Below are 17233 nucleotides of genomic sequence, written 5' to 3' on the forward strand. Positions count from 1 at the left end.
GCCGGGTGGGACGGGCCGGTTCAGCGACAGGTGATGATCGTCAACCTCTGGCCCGCGCGGATTGTGCGCGCGTCGGCGATGCTGTTACGTCGTGCGATGGACACGATGGTGGTGTGGTAGCGCAAGGCGATACGAAAGAGATTTTCACCCGGCTGGACGACGTGGACGACGCGCACACCACAAGCTATGCGCGCCCCACCGCTGCTTCCTCGGCTCGCGCTTGAGCCGGTCTGCGCAGGCGATGGCCCATCGCTGCCGTCATCCGCTTCTCCTTCTCCTTCCGCCGGCACCGGTTCGACATCGCTGGGGAAGACCGGCGGGCTGATCGGAGCCGGGATTGCAGTCGGTTGCGGCGTGGGCTGAGCGGGCGGCTGCGGCGTTTCGGGCGCGGCCGGCGGTTGTGTTTCAAACTCGGCCGGCGGTTGGGGTTGAGCCGGTTCGGGCGGTGCCGCGGTGGGGACCAGCCGCGATTCGACCGGGAACGCCTCGGGCAGGCCCACACTGGCGGATAGTGGGTTAAACCCCCGGCCGCTCCTGATGAGCAATGCGATCAACAGCGCAAGCACGAGCAGTAGCGAAGCCGCAACGCTTGCGATGATGATAACGTTCAGCGGCGCGCTGCTTGCCTTTCCTCTGCTCATGGGGCTAAGGTACACTATGCGGACCGAAATTGCAAAGGATTGTCATGATGCGCAGAGCAGAGTCACCGCGCCAGGAAGTCTTGACATGGGCAGATGTGGACGCGCTCATCGATCAACTGCTACCACAAATGGTCGGGGCGTTTGATTCGTTGGTCATGATCACCCGTGGGGGGATCATACCAGGTGGATTAATCGCTGAAGCGCTAGACATCAAACATATCTTAACGGCGGCTGTTGAATTTCCGGCCGAAGATGCGCCGCGTTTGTTGGCGTGGCCAACCTTTTTACAATTCCCAGAAGAAGAATTGACGCGTGGGCGACGCGTGCTGGTCGTGGATGATGTGTGGACGCATGGCCGTCACATCATGACGGTGCGAGGGCGCGTGGAAGCGAGCGGCGCGCGAGTCGAAACAGCGGTGTTGCACTATAAGCCGACGGCGTCCCTCTTCCCGCATCACAAACCGACTTACTTTGCGGCTGTCACGGATGCCTACATTGTTTACCCCTGGGAGATGGACCGGCGCCTGCGTCCCTCGCGCATGATGGCCCCCGTCTAGGATGAATCCGGCCAGTCGAAACGCAGGTCGCGTTGCTATGGAAAGGGAAGCGTGGCTTTCGGCCACAGCGTCTCAATAGAGCGAATCGTGGATCTGAGCGGCATTCCGAAAGATACATGCCCGCTGTGTGGATGCGTCGCCCTGCGACGCTCCGGCACGCTCTGGCAGTGCCGCGCGTGCGGGTGCAAACTGGAGTTTGACCCTCGGACGCGATGCTCGCGCATCGTGTATTTCCCGGACGAGTATGCGGCCTTTGAGAGCGTTATCGGGCCGACCTGGCTCAGCCGACGCGAAATGTTCGAGCGGGCCGAAGAAGCGCGTCGAGTGCAGAGCGCGGCGGAGCAGCCTGCTACAACGCGTTTGCTCGGCCTGACCGTTGTCGTCGCCTCGGCGCTCATGGCGGCTTGTGTCATCTTGGCCGCTATTGCGGCAGCGCTCATCCTCAGCCCCAGCCTGGCGCGCACGCGCAGGGCAATCTCGGCGGCCTACCAGGCGACGCCGGCGCCGATCGCTGCGCCGGTCTTGACGGCGACCGACAGCCTGTTCACGCCGGCACCAACAGGCGCATCGGAATCTCCTCAGCCTCAGCCGACGGAGCCTATCGAAGAGACGACAGAGACAACAGAGAATGATGCCACCGGACTAACAGACCTCAGCCGAGAGAACGGCCCATCGGTTCCAACGCCCATGGCCGGGGCAATACCCGAGCCGCCACGGCTCGACCCGGTTCCCGAACTGCCGCCAACGCCCATGCCGGCGCTGGAATCACCGCTGCCGAGGCCTGAATTGACGCCTCCGCCCACTTTTACGCCGCTTCCATCACCCCAACCTGTGCTGAATACGCTACAGCCGGCGCCGGAGGTCACGGCAACGCTCACGCCGTCACCCCCGGCGCCTCCTGCGTCGTCAGCGCCTACCGTTACGCCGGTTGACTCGGCGCCCCCGCCTACGCCCACTCCACTTGAGAAAGGGGCGTTCATCTTCAGAGGCACGGTGCGCATCCTGTCCATTCGGGCGGTGGGCAGCGGGCCTAATCAGGCCGATGAATACGTCGCGTTATACAACGAAGGAGCGCAGCAGGTGGACTTGAGTGGCTGGACGCTGAAAGCTATCCGTACAGCCGACAACACCATCATAGATACCTTTCAATTCGGCAACGGCGCGATTATCGCTGCCGGACAGATCTGCCTCATTTATACCAACGAGCTCGTCGCGCCTGACAATTGCGGCTTCTCCGGCGGGTTTGCCAGCGCCGAGCCTATTTGGCCAGATAACGGCGGCGCGCGGGCATCGCTGTTCAATCCAGAGAATGTCGAATATGCTCGCTTCACATATTGAAGTTCGGACATGCGTTGGGACAGGGCACGCGCGATCGCCGGGAAAGATGCTCAGGCGCGTTTGAGAATGGTTGCCAATCTCGCAACGACGCCAACCTTTTTGTCCTGCAACCCCTTGACACTGTGCAGGCGACCGGTAAAATTTAAGTCTGTCAATCGAGCACAGTGCCGTGAAGCCCTCGCCTGGATCAAGCGTGGGCTTTATACAACGAGGCCTGCGACGCCCTCGACCGTTGTTTAACCTGCGGTCGAGGGCGTCGCCGTTTTCGGCGCTGGCTGATTGCTTTGATCCATGAGCGATACGTGAATCACGGGAGGTGAGGTTCGCAGCGCGATCTAGATTTGAACAGCGCCTCGACGCGCGGCCATCCTGAGCAGGATGGCCCCCCATATCCGCCCGCCCATCCTGGGCGAATTTTGACCTACCCTGTCGTCGGTCACGATTTCCATCCACCAAACTCGAAGAATCGTTCATTTACTGAAGGAGGGACTTTGCAATCATGCATACGATGACCGCAACGACCAAGCGGCTTTCGATGCGACCTGTGAACAGTCGGCTAAAGTATTTTGGCCTGCGCATGATCGGCCCTGTGGCGGCCGCGCTCACCTTTCTCATCGGCAGCCGACTTGTCTGGGCGCAGGATGCCAACCCCACCGCCGAAGTGCTGCGCGGTGTGGACACAATGTGGGTGCTCGTCGCGGCGTTCCTCGTCTTCTTCATGCAGGCGGGCTTTGCCTTGGTCGAGGCCGGCCTCACCCGCGCCAAGAATGCCAGCAACATCATGATGAAAAACTTAATGGACTTCGTGATGGGCAGCCTGGCTTACTGGGCCATCGGCTACGGCCTGATGTTCGGCGCGGTGAGCAGTGGCCTCTTCGGCACGAGCAATTTCCTCCTGGGCGCGACCGGCGACGACGTCGGCAACGTGCCGATGCTGGCTTTCTGGTTGTTCCAGCTCGTCTTCGCCGGGACGGCGGCCACCATCGTCTCCGGCGCGATGGCCGAGCGCACCAAGTTCAGCGCCTACCTGATCTACAGCATCGTGATCTCGGCCATCATCTATCCGATCTTCGGCCATTGGGTATGGGGCACCGGTTGGCTGTGGACGCTGGGTGATACGACCGGCTTGGTGCCAGGCGGCGGCTTCCGCGACTTCGCTGGCTCGACGGTGGTGCACAGCGTGGGCGGTTGGGCGGCCCTGATGGGCACGTTGGCGCTGGGGCCACGGCTGGGCCGCTTCAACCGCGATGGTTCACCCAACGCCATCCCCGGCCACTCGGTCACGCTGTTCGGCCTGGGCGTGTTCATCCTCTGGCTTGGCTGGTTCGGCTTCAACCCCGGCAGCCAGCTCGCCATAGCCGGCAGCAACGCGGACGCGGTCGCCCTGGTAGCCGCGAACACCAACCTGGCTGCGGCAGCCGGCGCAGCGGCAGCAGTGATTTACGGCTACATCACCTCGAAGAAGGCTAACGTGGGCGCGGCGTTCAACGGTGTATTGGCCGGCTTGGTGGCCATTACTGCGCCATGCGCCTTCGTCACCCCGCTCGACGCAATCGTCATCGGCGCGGTGGGCGGCGTCCTGGTGATGGTCTTCGGCCGCGTGTTGGAGATGCTGAAGATTGACGACCCCGTGGGCGCCATCCCTGTGCACCTCGTGTGCGGCGCATGGGGCACACTGGCAATCGGGTTGTTCGCCTCGCTTGGCGGCGTGACCGGCCTATTCCACGGCGGCGGGCTGGGCCAGCTCATCATTCAGCTCATCGGCGTGATCGCCTGTGGCGTCTGGACGGCTGCGACGACCGGCGTGCTGTTCTTCGCCATCAAGAAGACCATCGGCCTGCGCGTCAGCGCTGAGGAGGAGGTCCAAGGCCTGGACGCGATGGAGCACGGCGCCATTGCCTATCCGCAGGACGTGGACTTCACACCCGGCGCACCCAGCCCGGCAACGAGCATTTACCGCTCGGGCGCGGCCCCGGCGACGACGGGCAAGTGAACACGGCGCCGAGTTCCAGAAACATATACCCGCCTGTAGGCCACGCGCCTACAGGCGGGTGCGTTTCCCTTCTGGTTTACCGCAAGCAAAAGGAAGAGTGACGCGCACAGGCTCGCTGAGCGCAGCACAAGACACGGGTTTTTAAGGAAGCAGCGCCTTGATCAACGGTTCCGACCATTGTCGGTTGGCGATGTCGTAAAAGCCGAAACCGCTGCCGAATTCCCAGTATGCCCAGCTAATGCCACGCGCCTCGGCCGTGCGGGCAACGTGCTCCGTCCAGCGGACGCGCGACTCGAGGTCAGCATAGCGGCCATAGGCACCAAACTCGCCCATCCAAAGGGGAACCTTGTTGGCTTTGGCCCAGCGCACCACCCGGTCGAAGTCGAACTCGATCTGGGCTCTTTGGGTCCCGTTGCCCACCCACGTCGTGCCGATCCAGGCGTTGCTGCCCTCCGTCCACTCTGCGCCCTGGTGGGTGAATGCTACCGGCTCGTAATAATGGAATGTGGCGATCAGGTGCGGGTCAGCCGGCGGCTTCGAACCGATCAAGGCGTTGAGGGTGCCCCAATTGGCGCCGGTGAAGACGACGTTGCGCTGCGGGTTAGTGCTACGAATGACGGTCAACGCTTCTTCAAAGAGGCGTTGCCATAGTCCGGGGGTCAGTTTGCCATGGGGCTCGTTCAACACCTCAAACACCACTTCCGCCGGCAACTTGCGATAGCGCCGCGCGATCTGGTTCCACAGGGCTAGAAACCGCTCGCGCTCCCCTTGTACGTCCTCGAAAAGCTCTTCGTAGTGATGGACGTTGATGACCACATTCAGATCTTGCGCCAATGCATTTTTGATCACCCAGTCCACGCGCTCAAAAAATTTGGGGGAGATGGAATAGGGCGGCTCGCGCAAGGCGTGCGCCGACCAGCGGATGGGCACGCGCACGGTGTCGAAGCCGAGCTCGCGAACAAAAGCAAAGTATTCTTCGCGCAACACAACGCCCCAGTCGCCTTCGTTAGGGGCGTCAAGCGCATTGCCGAAGTTCACGCCACGGCCCAAGCGCTTGGCCTGTTCAAAAGGGTCTATGGGCACAAACTTGCGGCCTGGCACAACAAACGCAGGAAACTGGTCGTCAGGCACGGCAGGAACTGCGGTCGGCGCTGTCCTAACGGGCACCGGGGTCGGCGTGGCTGCTCGCGGGGACGGAGAAGGGGACGGCGTCGGCGACGACAGGCTGCACGCGCTAAGCGCAACAACGCACAACAAAGCCCACCAGCGTTTCATCATACTGTTTGTTTTTATCATAGAAACACCCCAAGCGTAAAAGGGCTGTGCCTGGCCTAGGGGCCAAGCACAACCCTTCTCTACCTCACGGTTTGCGCACGATCGGCATCCAGACGCGATACTCCACCTGCGCAGACACTGAGTTGCTGGTGGCTGGCGTCGCATTATCCGCGCTGGCCACAGCGCTGTTGGTGATCACCGCCCCTGGCGTCGTAGCCCGCGCGACAATGATCACCTGCGTCGTGGCTCCAGGCGCCAGATCGCTGAGGCTGCACAGTACGTTTGGCGACGTGAACGAGCAGCCGGAGACATAGCTCAGGTGGGCGCTCAGCGTATCGGTCAGCACGACGTTGGTTGCCGTCACGTTCCCGCTGTTGGTGATGGTGATCGTGTAGGTCACCAAGCCATGCTGCCGCACGCGCCCACCCACGCCCAGCGTGTAGGTCTGCACCTTAGAGACAGCCAGCGCGGCTTGGCCGACCAGAGTGCTGGTCCCACCGCCGGGCGGTGTGTTGTTGCCTGGGTTGCCATCATACGTCGCCGACGCCACGGTCGCCATGTTCGTCACCACGCCCGTCGTCGTCGGCGCCGTCGCTGTATACACCATCGTCACCACTCCGCCCGCGTTCAGGGACGACACTGTGAACGTCAGCATGTTCCCGCTGATGACGGAACTCACGCCGCTGCTCGTCGCCACCAGGCCACCCAGCGTGCCGCCGCTGATCTGGTCTGTTACCGTCACAGCCTGCGCCACACTTGGCCCGTTGTTCGTCACCACCAGCGTGTAGGTGATCACCCCGCCGGGCAACACGGTTGCTGGATCGGCCACCTTGCTGATCTCCAAGTCTGCATTCGCGCTTGCCGTTACATCTCCGCCGCCCGCCGTTGGGTTGCTGCTGGTCTGTTGTTGGTCCACAGCCGCAATGCTGGCCGTGTTGCTGAACACCCCGCCGTTCACCGGCGGCTGCACCGTGTAAGTGATCACGAACGCGCTGTTCGTTGGGATCACGCTTACTGTGAACGTCGCGCTTGCGCCGGCCAAGCTGAACGTCAAGCTGGTTGGATTGCTCGAACCGACCACGCTGCCAAAAGTCGCCCCGCCGCTCAGCGTGTCCGTCACCACTATGTTAGTGGCGAAGTCGGGGCCATTGTTTGTGATGATCAGCGTGTAGGTGAATGGCACACCCGCCGTTGCTATGCTCCCGACGCCTATCTTGCCCAGGCTCAGGCTCACCGTCTCTAAGCGCTCGAACGCGCCGATGTCGCACGGCGCCGGACGGCTCACGCTGCGCTGGTCGTCGCTTGCGCCGCAGGGGCTCACCTTGCTCAGCGCCGGGCTGCCGATTGGCAGCTCATGGTTCCACGTGCTGCCACCATTCAGCGCAAGCGGCTGCAGCAGCGGATCGGTGTTTGTGTAGGTGAAACCGAATGTTCCAGTTCCACACGTGGCATCGCTGGACATCGAGAATTGCGACGTGGCAGACCCGCCATCCCAGTTCGCGCAGTCGGCGGTGGTGTTGTAAGCTGCCAGCACGGCGAAGAAGCCGGCTGTGCCCTGATTCACCAGCCCGATGCCGGTGTTCGACGCGACTGTGGTGTGGGTGAGATAGGCCGTGCCGGTGACTACGATACCCTGTGCGGTCGTTGAGTTGCTCGGCCCGTTGCTGCTTATTGTGGTGTTGACGATGTGCACCGTCGGCGTGTGCGTCGCCGGCACCCAGTAGTTATTGACGCCTGACGCATAGCCGGCGACGTTGCTATAAATAGACGAGTGGCTGATTCGCAGGTCGCCACCGTTGATTACACCTGCGCCGGCGCCCGTGGGCTGCAGCGTAGTGTAGAGAATCACTCGGTTGTTGTGGATGTTCGCACGGGTGATGCGCGCGGTGCCGTGACCGTTAATGCCAATCCCGCCGCCGCCAGAATTGTTATCACCCCGCGCTTCGTTGAAAGCTATCTCGGAATCCGTTGCATACAGCGCTGCTCCTCCCCCAACGTTGATGCCGCCCATGTAGGCTGGGCCTGAAGATGCCTGGGAGGTATTGGAAAGCACCTGCGTGTTGGTGAGCCACATCGCGCCGCCCGTCATGACCGCTCCTCCGCCGCTGGCAAACGACTGAGCGAACACCCCGTTATCTCGGATGGTGCTGCTCAGCACATGGAACGTGCCGGCGTAGTTGACAATTGCGCCGCCTTGGCCGCTGTGTTGCGGTCGAGAGACCACATTGCTGGCGATCAGGCTGTCCTCCACAAATACCGTCCCGCTGTTTGCCCAGGCGCCGCCCTGAGCGAACTCATCCGTCCAGTCGGGGTCTGTGGCCACATTGTTTGTCACGGTGATTCGCTTGGCGTGCACCAGACCTGCGCCTGCAAAGCCGCCACCGCTCCGGGCCGTGTTGGACGTTACTATGGTGTCGGTGATGAAGAGCGTGCCATCTACCCCAAGGCCGCCACCCGCTGCGAAGCCGAACAGAGCGCTACTGTGACGCTGGCCGGTCACCACGTTGGAGCTGAACAACGAATCGGACAACGTCACTACTGCGCCGCTATCTACATAAATGCCGCCGCCGAGGCTGCCGGCACCCGTCCCTAACGAGGACGAGCCGATGTTGTCGCTCGCGCCCATGCGCACCACATTTGCTGTCCCTTTCAGATGTGCGCCTACGCCGCCGACGAAGCGAAAGTTGCGCAGTTGGTTGGCCAGAAATTGGGTGTTTGTGATTGAGCCGTTGTGAAGCGCGCTCAGGCCACCGCCAACGCCGATCGTGTTGGTGACGGAGCTGCCCACGTAGCGCCCGACATTGCCGTTCACGTTCGCGTCCGACACATTGAACACCACACCCTCGCCGAAGAACGCGCCGGCGCCCAGTATTACCGGGGTGATTTGGCCGGATACCGAAACCGCGTTGACCTCCGCGCTGTTGCTGAGCACATCTGCGTTACTGAGCGTCACGAAGGGCGGCGTGTAGCCGCTGAAGGTGCCAGGCCAGCCAATCGCAAGGCCGCCGCCAGACACCAATTGGACGGTGTTCGCAGTGTTCCTGACGATTGTCGTCCCCCCGATTTGCACGTCGGCGCCGCTGAAGATCGCTGCGCCAGCGCCGGCGGATACCTTCCCCCCCACGAGCCGATTCTCTCGGATGGTCACGCCGCGCAGCAACACGCTGCTTTTCGGAGAACCCAGGCGGATGAAGAGCGCACCGCCGCCGTGCGCTTCGTGCTCGCCAACCTGCGTCTGTGTGACCACATTATCGGCGATGACGCCGCCGAACACCGACAAACTGCCGGTGATCACCCCCACACCACCGCCGCCGGCAAAGCCAAAGTCCGCCAAACTGAAGCCGTTGCTCAACACCACGCGGTTGGTCAGCACACTGGTGTTGGTCAGCGCCAGCGCTCCGCCGCTCCAAACGCCGCCGCCGCCCAGCGCGTAATCCACCTGTTGCGTGCCGCTCAGCCCGACTGCATTCGAGATTAACTGCGAGTTGACGATGGCCACGTTGGTGTTCTCCTGCGCACACAAGCCGCCGCCCGCGTAGCCCGCCGCGTTCTGGCGCAGCGCCACGCCGTCTAGCGTCGCCTGCACCCCGGAAATCACGCGCACTGCCCCGCCGCCGTGAACGCATTCCAATTGCGCGTTGGAATAGGACAGGTTATCGTTCGTCACCCACGGCCGCGCGTCACCGCCGGTGATTTCCACATCCTCCAGCCTAAACGATGCGTTGTTCCCGCTGGCGTCGGGATGCACATCAACGGCGCGGTCGAGTATGCCTTGCACCTGAACGGTGATCGGCCCGCGAATCGTCAGTGTGCCGCTGACGTTGCCCACGAACACGTCCAGGTCGCCGTCAACGTTGTCGTTGTTGCCGCCTGAAACGGTCTGGGAGATGGTCACAGTGGTCAGCGACGGGTCGAACACAATCGTATCGTCGCCCAGCAGGCCAAACGAATTACAGCCAGCGAAGGTCGCGTTGGTGTTCGCCGTCTGGACCGCTTCGCGCAACGAGCAATCGGTTGTCGCGGTGCTGTCGAAGCGGTCGAAGGGAAGAGTAACGGTGATTGTCCCGGCATGCGCAGCGCCGGCAAACAACGCCGACGCGCTGAGTGCTATGGCTATGCAAGCAAGCCGACGAAGTAGGGATGTAGTAAACAACGTGGTTCCTCCTTGCCTTCTGCTCAGCAATTTGGTGGATTATATAGTGAGTGGCGCGTGACCATCAAGAAGCGCAGCGGTGCGCGTCGGTGCGAACGGCCAAGCGCAGCGAAGCCATGGTCTACATACATGGCAAGCCCCCGTCGCATGCTCAGGCTGCTCGATACGGTTCGGTTTTAAGATGCTCTCTGCACAAACGTCATCCAAGGCGCACGTGACACCATCCACGTCGTTTAGGCGAACTGGGGCAAGTGTTCAGCATGCGCCTTGAGCAAATCGTCGAGCAAGTGCGTAGCCTGTGCATAGCTATGGATGTGCGGGTCGAGCAGCAATGCCTGGAGCGCTGCGTTGCGGTCGCCTTTCACGCCAGCCTCCACCACCAGCTCCTGGATCTCGATTTCGCGACGCATGATGGCGGCCAGCCCTTTCGGCAGCGGGCCGACCTGGATGCCGTGGACGCCGCGCGCGTTCACAATCGCCGGCACTTCGACGATGGCATCGCCTGGCAAGTTACTGATGCAGCCGTCGTTGCGGATGTTGGCCGAAAGCTCATACTGGTTCAGGTCGCGCAGCATGGCATGGATGATCGGCACGGCGCGTTCTCCGGAAGGACGAACAGCCTTCCGCAGCGCGCCGAGGTCAGCTTCGGTTGAGTCGGCGATGCGTTGGATCTGCTCCCACTGCTTGCGTCCGTGTTGCTCATAGCGGTGGAAGTCATAGCCGGTCAATGCGATTGTCTCCGCCGCAAAACCGACGTATTCGCCGGCGTGGATGTCACCGGAGGCACAGAACAGGCCGAAGACATCCATCAGCCGGCGTGACATCAACTCAAAGTCCGCCGGCATCTGAGCCAGTTGCGCACGCAACAGCGGATACAGGTCTTCGCCCGTCTGAGCGTCGCGCAAATCGAGGATGAACGTGAAGTGATTGAGGCCGGCAGCCGTGATATGAATGCGCTGCTGGATCGTGTGCATGTCGGCCCACCGATCGCCGGTCTCCGGCACGAGGCCGAGGGCGCGGTTGACGATGCGATATCCCTCGCCGATCTGATGGCACAGCCCTACAAAGCGCACGCGCGTATATCGGTCGAGCGCCATACACAGCCGGCTCATCGGGTTGGTAAAGTTGAGCAGCATCGCCTGCGGCGCAAGCTGCTCTGCGTCGCGGGCGATGTCCAGCAGCAACGGGATGTGGCGCAGCGCATGGCTGAGCCCGCCGGGGCCGCCGTTCTCGCCCAGGACATGGCGCACGCCATGTTGGAGCGGAATCTGCCAGTCCAGCTTCCACGTCGCCAAGCGGTCCACAGCGACCGAAACGATGACGAAGTGGGCGCCGGGCAGCGCTTCGCGACGATCGGTTGTGGCGTGCAACGTGAAGGGCTGATCGAAGGCGGCATTCAACTTGTCCGCATAGCGCGCCATCACGTCGAGCGCTTCGGCGTTGATGTCCACCAGCCAGATCTCGCTGCCGCGCAGGTCGCCGGCAAAAGCGAAGAGGTCTCTGAGGATGGCCGGGCCGAAGCTCACGCTGCCTGCGCCGATGACGACGATCTTCGTGCTCATACGCTTGATGGCGCTCCGCCCCCGCGCCGGCGAAGCTGCTCGACGAAACCTGCGTGCAGGTCGCTACGCAGACCGTCCTGCAGCACGGCCAGCACATGCGCCAGGTCGTTGCGCAGCAGCGCGTCCACATCCAAGGCCAAGCCGGGGAAGACGCGGCTGCCGATCACGCCGCCTGCACGGGACAAGGGCGCATAGTCGCCCTCGCGCATCTCCCACCAATCTATCGCGGCATCGCGTGTGCGCCAGACCAGGAACTCCTGCACGCCGCTGCGCCGGTAGACCTTCAACTTGTCGTGCACGTCTATCGAAGCGCTGCTGGCGGCGATCTCGACGATCAGTTCCGGCGCGCCGGCGATGTAGTCGTCGTCCGTGATGCGCGCCCGGCCGCCCAACGCCGGGTCAACAAACAGCATGACATCGGGCTGGAACTCGTTGTCCATGTCCAACTGCAACGTGGCGTTGTCGGCGAGGCGCACGCCAGGCGTATTGACTGCGTAGGTCCATAGCCAGCCTACAATGGTGGCGTGCGGTTCAGCGTGTGCGCTGACGTGGAGAGGGGAGGGCATGTATACGACTCCTTCGATCAGCTCTGCCTTTTTGACGTTGGGCATGGCAGCATAACGCCGCTCGAACTCCCGGCGCGTCAGCCGGTCGCCGTTTTCGAGCGGGGGAACGCGTTCCCCTGCTTGCGTCACCCTGGAGACGGCCACAACCTCGCTCATGCCGTACATTGTAAACTCGCCGCATGGCCCGATACACCGTCCTCTACCTCTGCCCGCTGGGCAAGCAGCATCAAGCATGGCGACTGGCCGCTGCCCCCGCTGAGTTCGAGGTCGTCATGCGCCGCAGCGCCGAGGTTTCGCGCGATGAAGTACTTCGGTTGCTGCGCGACGCCGATGCGTTGATCACCGAGCGCGCCGGCGGCGTAGATCGCGCGATGCTTGAAGCAAGTCCACGCCTGAAGATCATCCAGCGCATCGGCTCGCTCTACCACGACATAGACCTGGATGCCGCCCGCGAGTTTCATGTGCCGGTGTGCGTACGCCCCATTCGGGGCGCCATCGCCGTGGCCGAGAACCTGATGCTGCAAATGCTGGCCGTGCTGCGCCGGGCCATGCCCCTGCAAAAGGTGTTGCACATGCCGCCGGAAGCTTTCCTTTTCTCCGGCCCGCGTCGCACCACGGAGGACGTATTCGCCTTCAACTGGAGCGGGCAAACGCGCGTGAGCTTGATCTACGGCAAGACCATCGGCATCCTCGGCTTCGGCGAGATCGGCGCGGAGCTGGCGCGTCGCCTGAAGCCATGGGGCTGCCGGCTGCTCTACGCCAAGCGGCATCCGCTGCCGCGCTTCGTGGAGGAGGAGCTAGGCATTGTCCATCGTGACGCGGAGCAGGTGTTGCGCGAGAGCGATATCGTCGTGTGCCTGCTCCCCTACTTTCAGGAGACTGATCTTTGGCTGAATGCGGCGCGAATCGCCATGATGAAGCCCGGCGCCTGGTTGGTGGAGGCCGGCAGCGGCAGCGTGGTGGACGAGCAGGCCGTCGCCGACGCCGTCCGATCCGGCCATCTGGCCGGCGCGTCGTTCGACACCTATGAGTGGGAGCCGATTCGGCCCGACAACCCGTTGCTCAGGCTGGCCGAGGGCGACCCCGAGGCAAACATCTTTCTGCTGCCGCACATCGGCAGTTGCAACGACAGCGGGTTCGCCAATGAGTTCGCTGAGTTCTACGCCAACGTGCGGCGCGCCCTCAACGATGAACCACTTGAAGGTCGCGTGGCCTAAGCGTGGCTCAACTTGTGAATTTGCGGAAGTCCACTACACTTCGGCCACAGTTCAATTGATCCATCACGGGATGCGCTTGAAACGGGCCGAGAGGCGGTTTGCCGTCCGTTGCGCGTCCGTGCCTTTATTTCTCAAAGGAGCTACGCAATGATTGACATCGGACGGGCCGCGCAACATCCCACCGAAGACCAAAACTGGCTCAGTAAACTCGGCATCGGCGCGCTGATCGCATTGGTGCCCATCCTTAACTTCGCGCTGAGCGGCTACACGATCGAACACCTCAAGAACACATTGAACGGCATGGACGTCCCGCTGCCGGCATGGGATAACCTGGGTGAGAAACTCGTAAACGGCTTGAAGGTGTTCGTTGTGACGTTCGTCTTCGCATTGCCCATTGTTCTACTCACCTGCATTATTACGGTTGCCAGCGGCGGCTTAGCGGCGCTGTCAGGGGGGACGGATCAACTCGGGGATGCGGCCTTAGTCGGCGTTGGCGTGCTGACGATCGCCGTGTCTTGCCTCGCGGCGCTCTACGGGCTATTTCTGGCCTACCTCTCGCCGGCGATCTATATTCAATACGCTAAAACGAAGGAAATCAGCGCTTGTCTGCGCGTCGGTGAATTGTTCAGCATCGCTCGCGCCAATACTGTTGATTACCTGACGATCTTCGCCATCTTTATTGGCTTTGCCTTCGTCCTGGGCCTTGTCGTTGGCGTGTTAAATATCATCCCTTGCCTGGGCCAGATTCTCTCCTTGCTCATCGCCTTTCTAGCTGCGCCCTATCTTGCCGTGTTGCTGGGGCATATGTGCGGCCAATACGCGCGCAACAACAGCACCATCAAGTCGGCAGTTTGAGTGAGCATCGTCGGCGCTGGGAGCCGCGTTGAAGGAGTACCCCAGGTGATGCAACTCATTCTTAACACAGACCGGCTATCTTTGATCCATTAGGAGGTAATAAACAATGACATCTTCCTCTTCTCTGTTTCAACGCCTGCAGGGCATCGTGACATTCAAAGCGCCCGTGTATCGCGAGGTGGCCCATGATCCGAACGCGCTCCCGCCGGCGGCGATCATCGTCGTCGTCACCACTCTGTTGATCGGCGCCGTGAGCGGTCTGCTGATCGGACCACTCGGTTTTGTCGGCGCAATCCCAGGCGCGCTAATCGGCTGGTTGCTGGGAAGCTGGCTGGCCGCCTTCGTCGCATCCAGGCTCTTCCAGGGACAGACGAATACGGCGGAGATGCTGCGCATCTTAGGACACACCTACGTCTTCCAGATCCCGGTCATTATCCCGTTCGTCGGTTCCATTATCACGCTGGTGTTGAGCATCGTTGCCACGGTGTTGGCCATCCGCGAAGCCGCCGGCCTAGACACGCAGAAGGCTATTTTGACCGCGATCATCGTCAACATCATCATCTTCGTGCTCTCGTTGATTTTGGGCGGGGTCATTGCCGGCGTGTTCGTCGGCAGGTAAATCTTTACGGGTTCAGACCGCGCGAAGCGGTCTGAACCCGTTGCAGCTAGATGAACTGGTGGCTCTCCGGTTGCAGCACGAGTTCGTTCAACACGCCATTGGATGGCGCTTGTAGTGCATAGAGGATGGCTTGCGCGGCGTCGTCCACGCTCAGCATCTTGTCGCGCTGCACCTTCAAGTCAATGCCGTCCCAAAACGGGGAGTTCACGCCGCCGAGGTAAAGCAGGGTGATGCCGATGCCGCTGCGTTGCCACTCGGTCGCCATCGCCTTGAGCGCGCCCACTGCCCCCCATTTGCTTGCGCTGTAGGCGGCGCTGCCGCGCATCACGTAGCGCCCCATTGTGCCCACCGGCGTGACGATCCGGCCGCCGCCGGTCCTGAGCATGGCTGCCCCGACCGCCTGCGAGACCAGAATCACCCCTTTGGTGTTTACGGCGTAGGTGCGGTCAATGTCCTCTTCGGTCAGTTGTTCGATCGGCCGGATGACGCCTACGCCGGCGCAATTCACCAGCCCATCAATGCGTCCGAAGGTGGCGAGCGCCTCGCTCACCATGTCGGCTACCTGGTCTTTTTGCGTGACGTCGGTCGGGATGGCCATCGCCTGCGCTCCGAGCTGACGGGCAGCATCGGCGACTTCCAACAGCGCGTGGTAGTTGCGCGCGACCAATCCCAACCGAGCGCCGGCGTTGGCCAGCAGCAGCGCAGCCGCGCGGCCGATGCCGCTGCTGGCGCCGGTAATCACGATCACCTTATCCTTCACCATCTCAGCCTGCTCCTGGAAGTTCATTGCGCCGATTGCTCTGCGCCTGCCGGCGATGCGCCCCGCGAGGCTTGCGACTCCAACCAGCGGCGGGTGGCTTTGGCGCGTGAGGCGAACAGGCTGCGCATGAGGATGCCGCCAATCAGTGCATCGCCGATTTTGCCCAGCCAACCGAGCGGCGGCTCATACTCCAAGCGGTCAATCACGCGGGTGCGATGAGCATCAATGGCCTCAAATGCGTGCGTGTGGCGCCACGCGCGAAAGGGGCCTTCGCCTTCGATCTGTTCGTCGGCGAAGAAGCGCGGCGCTTCTCTGGCGCGCAGCCGGACGTTCCAGCGGCGACGAACTGGCCCAATCTGCATCGTCATCAAAATGCGGCTGCCCGGCTGGAGCGGACGATCCACATGATGGACGTGCATCTTCACTGCGCCGGTCATGACCTTCGGCAACGCCGTCGGGTCGTCGTGAAAGGCCCACACCTGGTCAAGCGGGGCATTCACGACAAAGGCATACTCGAAGTGGCGCATGGATGTATTCGGTCTCGCTCCGCTGTCTAACGATATTCGGCCCGGCCGAAGGTGCGCGCCATCAACTTGCCGAAGGACATCTCACGCACGAAGCTGATGCCCGCGCGCAGCTTGATCGGTTCGATGCCAAAGACTTTGGTGGTGGCGTTGTCCGTGGCCACGTTGTCCACGCCCAGTTGCGCGAGCAAGCTGGGCGTCACCGGCGGCTTGGGCAAAAGCGCGTCCATGAGGGCGACGGCCGGCTTCAATAGGAAGACCGGCATGTGCAGCTTGATGCGCTTCACACCCATCTCGGCCAGGATCGCGTCAATGATGCCTTCGAGCGTGATGACTTCGCTGCCACAAATCTGCAAGCGGCGATTGATCACTTCTGGTCTGGACAGCGACTGCACCAGGCAGACCGCCACATCTTGCACAGCGATCGGCTGGAACTTGGTCTGGCCATCGCCGGGCACAATCATGAACGGTGGAAGGCGCGCCAAGCCGGCCAGCGTGTTGAGAAATTCGTCGCCCGGGCCGAAGATCACCGAGGCTTCCAAAATGGTGTATGGAATGCCGCTCGAGATGATCGCTTCCACGCCGCGCCCCTGCGTGTAGGCCAGGGGGTAAGGCCGCTTCGGATCCGCGCCCAACCCCACCAGGTTGATGATGTGTTTCACGCCGGCTTGCTTTGCCGCCTCGACCACGTTGATCGTGCCCTGAGCGTTTACACGTTCCATGGTCACCTCGCCCCGATCGCGATTGACGGCGGCCAGGTGGATCACCTTCTCCACGCCGGCCATAGCCTGAACGAGCGAAGCCAGGTTGGTCACATCGCCGATGATCGGTTCTGCGCCGAGCGCGCGCACCTTATCAGCGCGTGCAGGATTGCGAACGAGGCCGCGCACGTGAAGATTTGCTCCCGCATCTTGCTGAGCGAGCGCTCGCAATTGCCGAAGCGTATGCTCGGCGACGTAACCATTTGCGCCAGTGATCAGAATCGTCATGTCGGTTCCCATCCCGTGATGTATCCATGTATGAGAGGCTGTGCCGCAGTCTCGAATCCAGAGCTGTAAATTTACCGGATATGCTTAAACGTCCGTGAACTGCGCTTGATAAGTCGCGCAAAAAGTTTGCGGCGGCCGATCGGCCCCGGCCGGCGCGCAACATTCAAATCGAGCGGACGAAATA

The 17233-nt window shown here is 62.1% G+C and carries 14 protein-coding genes; 6 read left to right on the top strand and 8 right to left on the bottom strand.

The window, feature by feature from the left end:
* Window positions 1-20: 20 nt before the first annotated feature.
* Window positions 21-641, bottom strand: coding sequence for a LysM peptidoglycan-binding domain-containing protein (locus GXH28_RS07690; protein WP_169238439.1), 621 nt, complete (start codon window positions 639-641; stop codon window positions 21-23).
* 44 nt (window positions 642-685) lie between these two features.
* Here GXH28_RS07690 and GXH28_RS07695 point away from each other — a divergent pair, with 44 nt between their 5' ends.
* The 3 genes from GXH28_RS07695 (at window position 686) to GXH28_RS07705 (ending at window position 4529) form a co-directional block, all read left to right on the top strand.
* The gene (locus GXH28_RS07695) at window positions 686-1198 is read left to right on the top strand and encodes a phosphoribosyltransferase (protein WP_169238440.1); all 513 of its coding nucleotides are present in this window, start codon (window positions 686-688) and stop codon (window positions 1196-1198) included.
* Between the two features lie 225 nt (window positions 1199-1423).
* Window positions 1424-2536 carry a lamin tail domain-containing protein gene (locus tag GXH28_RS16820; protein WP_169238441.1) on the top strand — a complete coding sequence of 371 codons (1113 nt, stop codon included), beginning with the start codon at window positions 1424-1426 and terminating at the stop codon, window positions 2534-2536.
* Between the two features lie 577 nt (window positions 2537-3113).
* Entirely contained in the window at window positions 3114-4529 is a 1416-nt protein-coding gene (locus tag GXH28_RS07705; protein ID WP_169238465.1) for an ammonium transporter, read from the top strand.
* Window positions 4530-4670: 141 nt separating this feature from the next.
* Here the strand turns inward: GXH28_RS07705 and GXH28_RS07710 are convergent, their stop codons facing one another.
* The 4 genes from GXH28_RS07710 to GXH28_RS07725 all read right to left on the bottom strand — a co-directional run bounded on the left by GXH28_RS07710 (window position 4671) and on the right by GXH28_RS07725 (window position 12241).
* Window positions 4671-5660, bottom strand: coding sequence for a glycoside hydrolase family 5 protein (locus GXH28_RS07710; protein ID WP_320447931.1), 990 nt, complete (start codon window positions 5658-5660; stop codon window positions 4671-4673).
* A 229-nt stretch (window positions 5661-5889) separates the two neighbouring features.
* Window positions 5890-9957, bottom strand: a complete 4068-nt coding sequence (locus GXH28_RS07715) for a DUF11 domain-containing protein (RefSeq protein WP_169238442.1) — start codon at window positions 9955-9957, stop codon at window positions 5890-5892.
* A gap of 233 nt (window positions 9958-10190) precedes the next feature.
* Window positions 10191-11519, bottom strand: coding sequence for a family 4 glycosyl hydrolase (locus GXH28_RS07720; protein ID WP_169238443.1), 1329 nt, complete (start codon window positions 11517-11519; stop codon window positions 10191-10193).
* Window positions 11516-12241: a Uma2 family endonuclease gene (locus GXH28_RS07725; RefSeq protein ID WP_206156761.1), complete on the bottom strand. Its 726-nt coding sequence runs from the start codon at window positions 12239-12241 to the stop codon at window positions 11516-11518. Before GXH28_RS07725 ends, GXH28_RS07720 begins: the two co-directional genes overlap by 4 nt.
* Before the next feature lie 23 nt (window positions 12242-12264).
* On the opposite strand from GXH28_RS07725, the gene GXH28_RS07730 reads away from it, so the two are divergent.
* The 3 genes from GXH28_RS07730 (at window position 12265) to GXH28_RS07740 (ending at window position 14776) form a co-directional block, all read left to right on the top strand.
* A complete protein-coding gene (locus tag GXH28_RS07730; protein WP_169238445.1) occupies window positions 12265-13302 on the top strand; it encodes a 2-hydroxyacid dehydrogenase in 1038 nt (345 codons plus the stop codon).
* Window positions 13303-13449: 147 nt separating this feature from the next.
* On the top strand, window positions 13450-14157 hold the full coding sequence (locus GXH28_RS07735) for a DUF4013 domain-containing protein (RefSeq protein ID WP_169238446.1): 708 nt from the start codon (window positions 13450-13452) through the stop codon (window positions 14155-14157).
* 106 nt (window positions 14158-14263) lie between these two features.
* Complete coding sequence (locus GXH28_RS07740; RefSeq protein ID WP_169238447.1) at window positions 14264-14776, top strand: YIP1 family protein; 513 nt, start codon at window positions 14264-14266, stop codon at window positions 14774-14776.
* A gap of 46 nt (window positions 14777-14822) precedes the next feature.
* On the opposite strand, the gene GXH28_RS07745 is transcribed toward GXH28_RS07740, so the two are convergent.
* Genes GXH28_RS07745 through GXH28_RS07755 form a run of 3 tightly spaced genes read right to left on the bottom strand, consistent with a single transcriptional unit; the run spans window position 14823 to window position 17049 of the window.
* Window positions 14823-15563 (bottom strand): SDR family oxidoreductase, encoded by a 741-nt coding sequence (locus GXH28_RS07745; RefSeq protein WP_240550267.1) that lies wholly within the window; start codon window positions 15561-15563, stop codon window positions 14823-14825.
* Window positions 15560-16063 carry an SRPBCC family protein gene (locus GXH28_RS07750; RefSeq protein ID WP_169238448.1) on the bottom strand — a complete coding sequence of 168 codons (504 nt, stop codon included), beginning with the start codon at window positions 16061-16063 and terminating at the stop codon, window positions 15560-15562. The genes GXH28_RS07745 and GXH28_RS07750 overlap by 4 nt, the downstream gene beginning before the upstream one ends.
* Before the next feature lie 26 nt (window positions 16064-16089).
* A complete protein-coding gene (locus tag GXH28_RS07755) occupies window positions 16090-17049 on the bottom strand; it encodes an SDR family oxidoreductase (protein ID WP_169238449.1) in 960 nt (319 codons plus the stop codon).
* Window positions 17050-17233: the final 184 nt, after the last annotated feature.

This window comes from Candidatus Roseilinea sp. NK_OTU-006, from assembly GCF_012931985.1.
Taxonomy (GTDB): Bacteria; Chloroflexota; Anaerolineae; order J036; family Brachytrichaceae; genus JAAFGM01.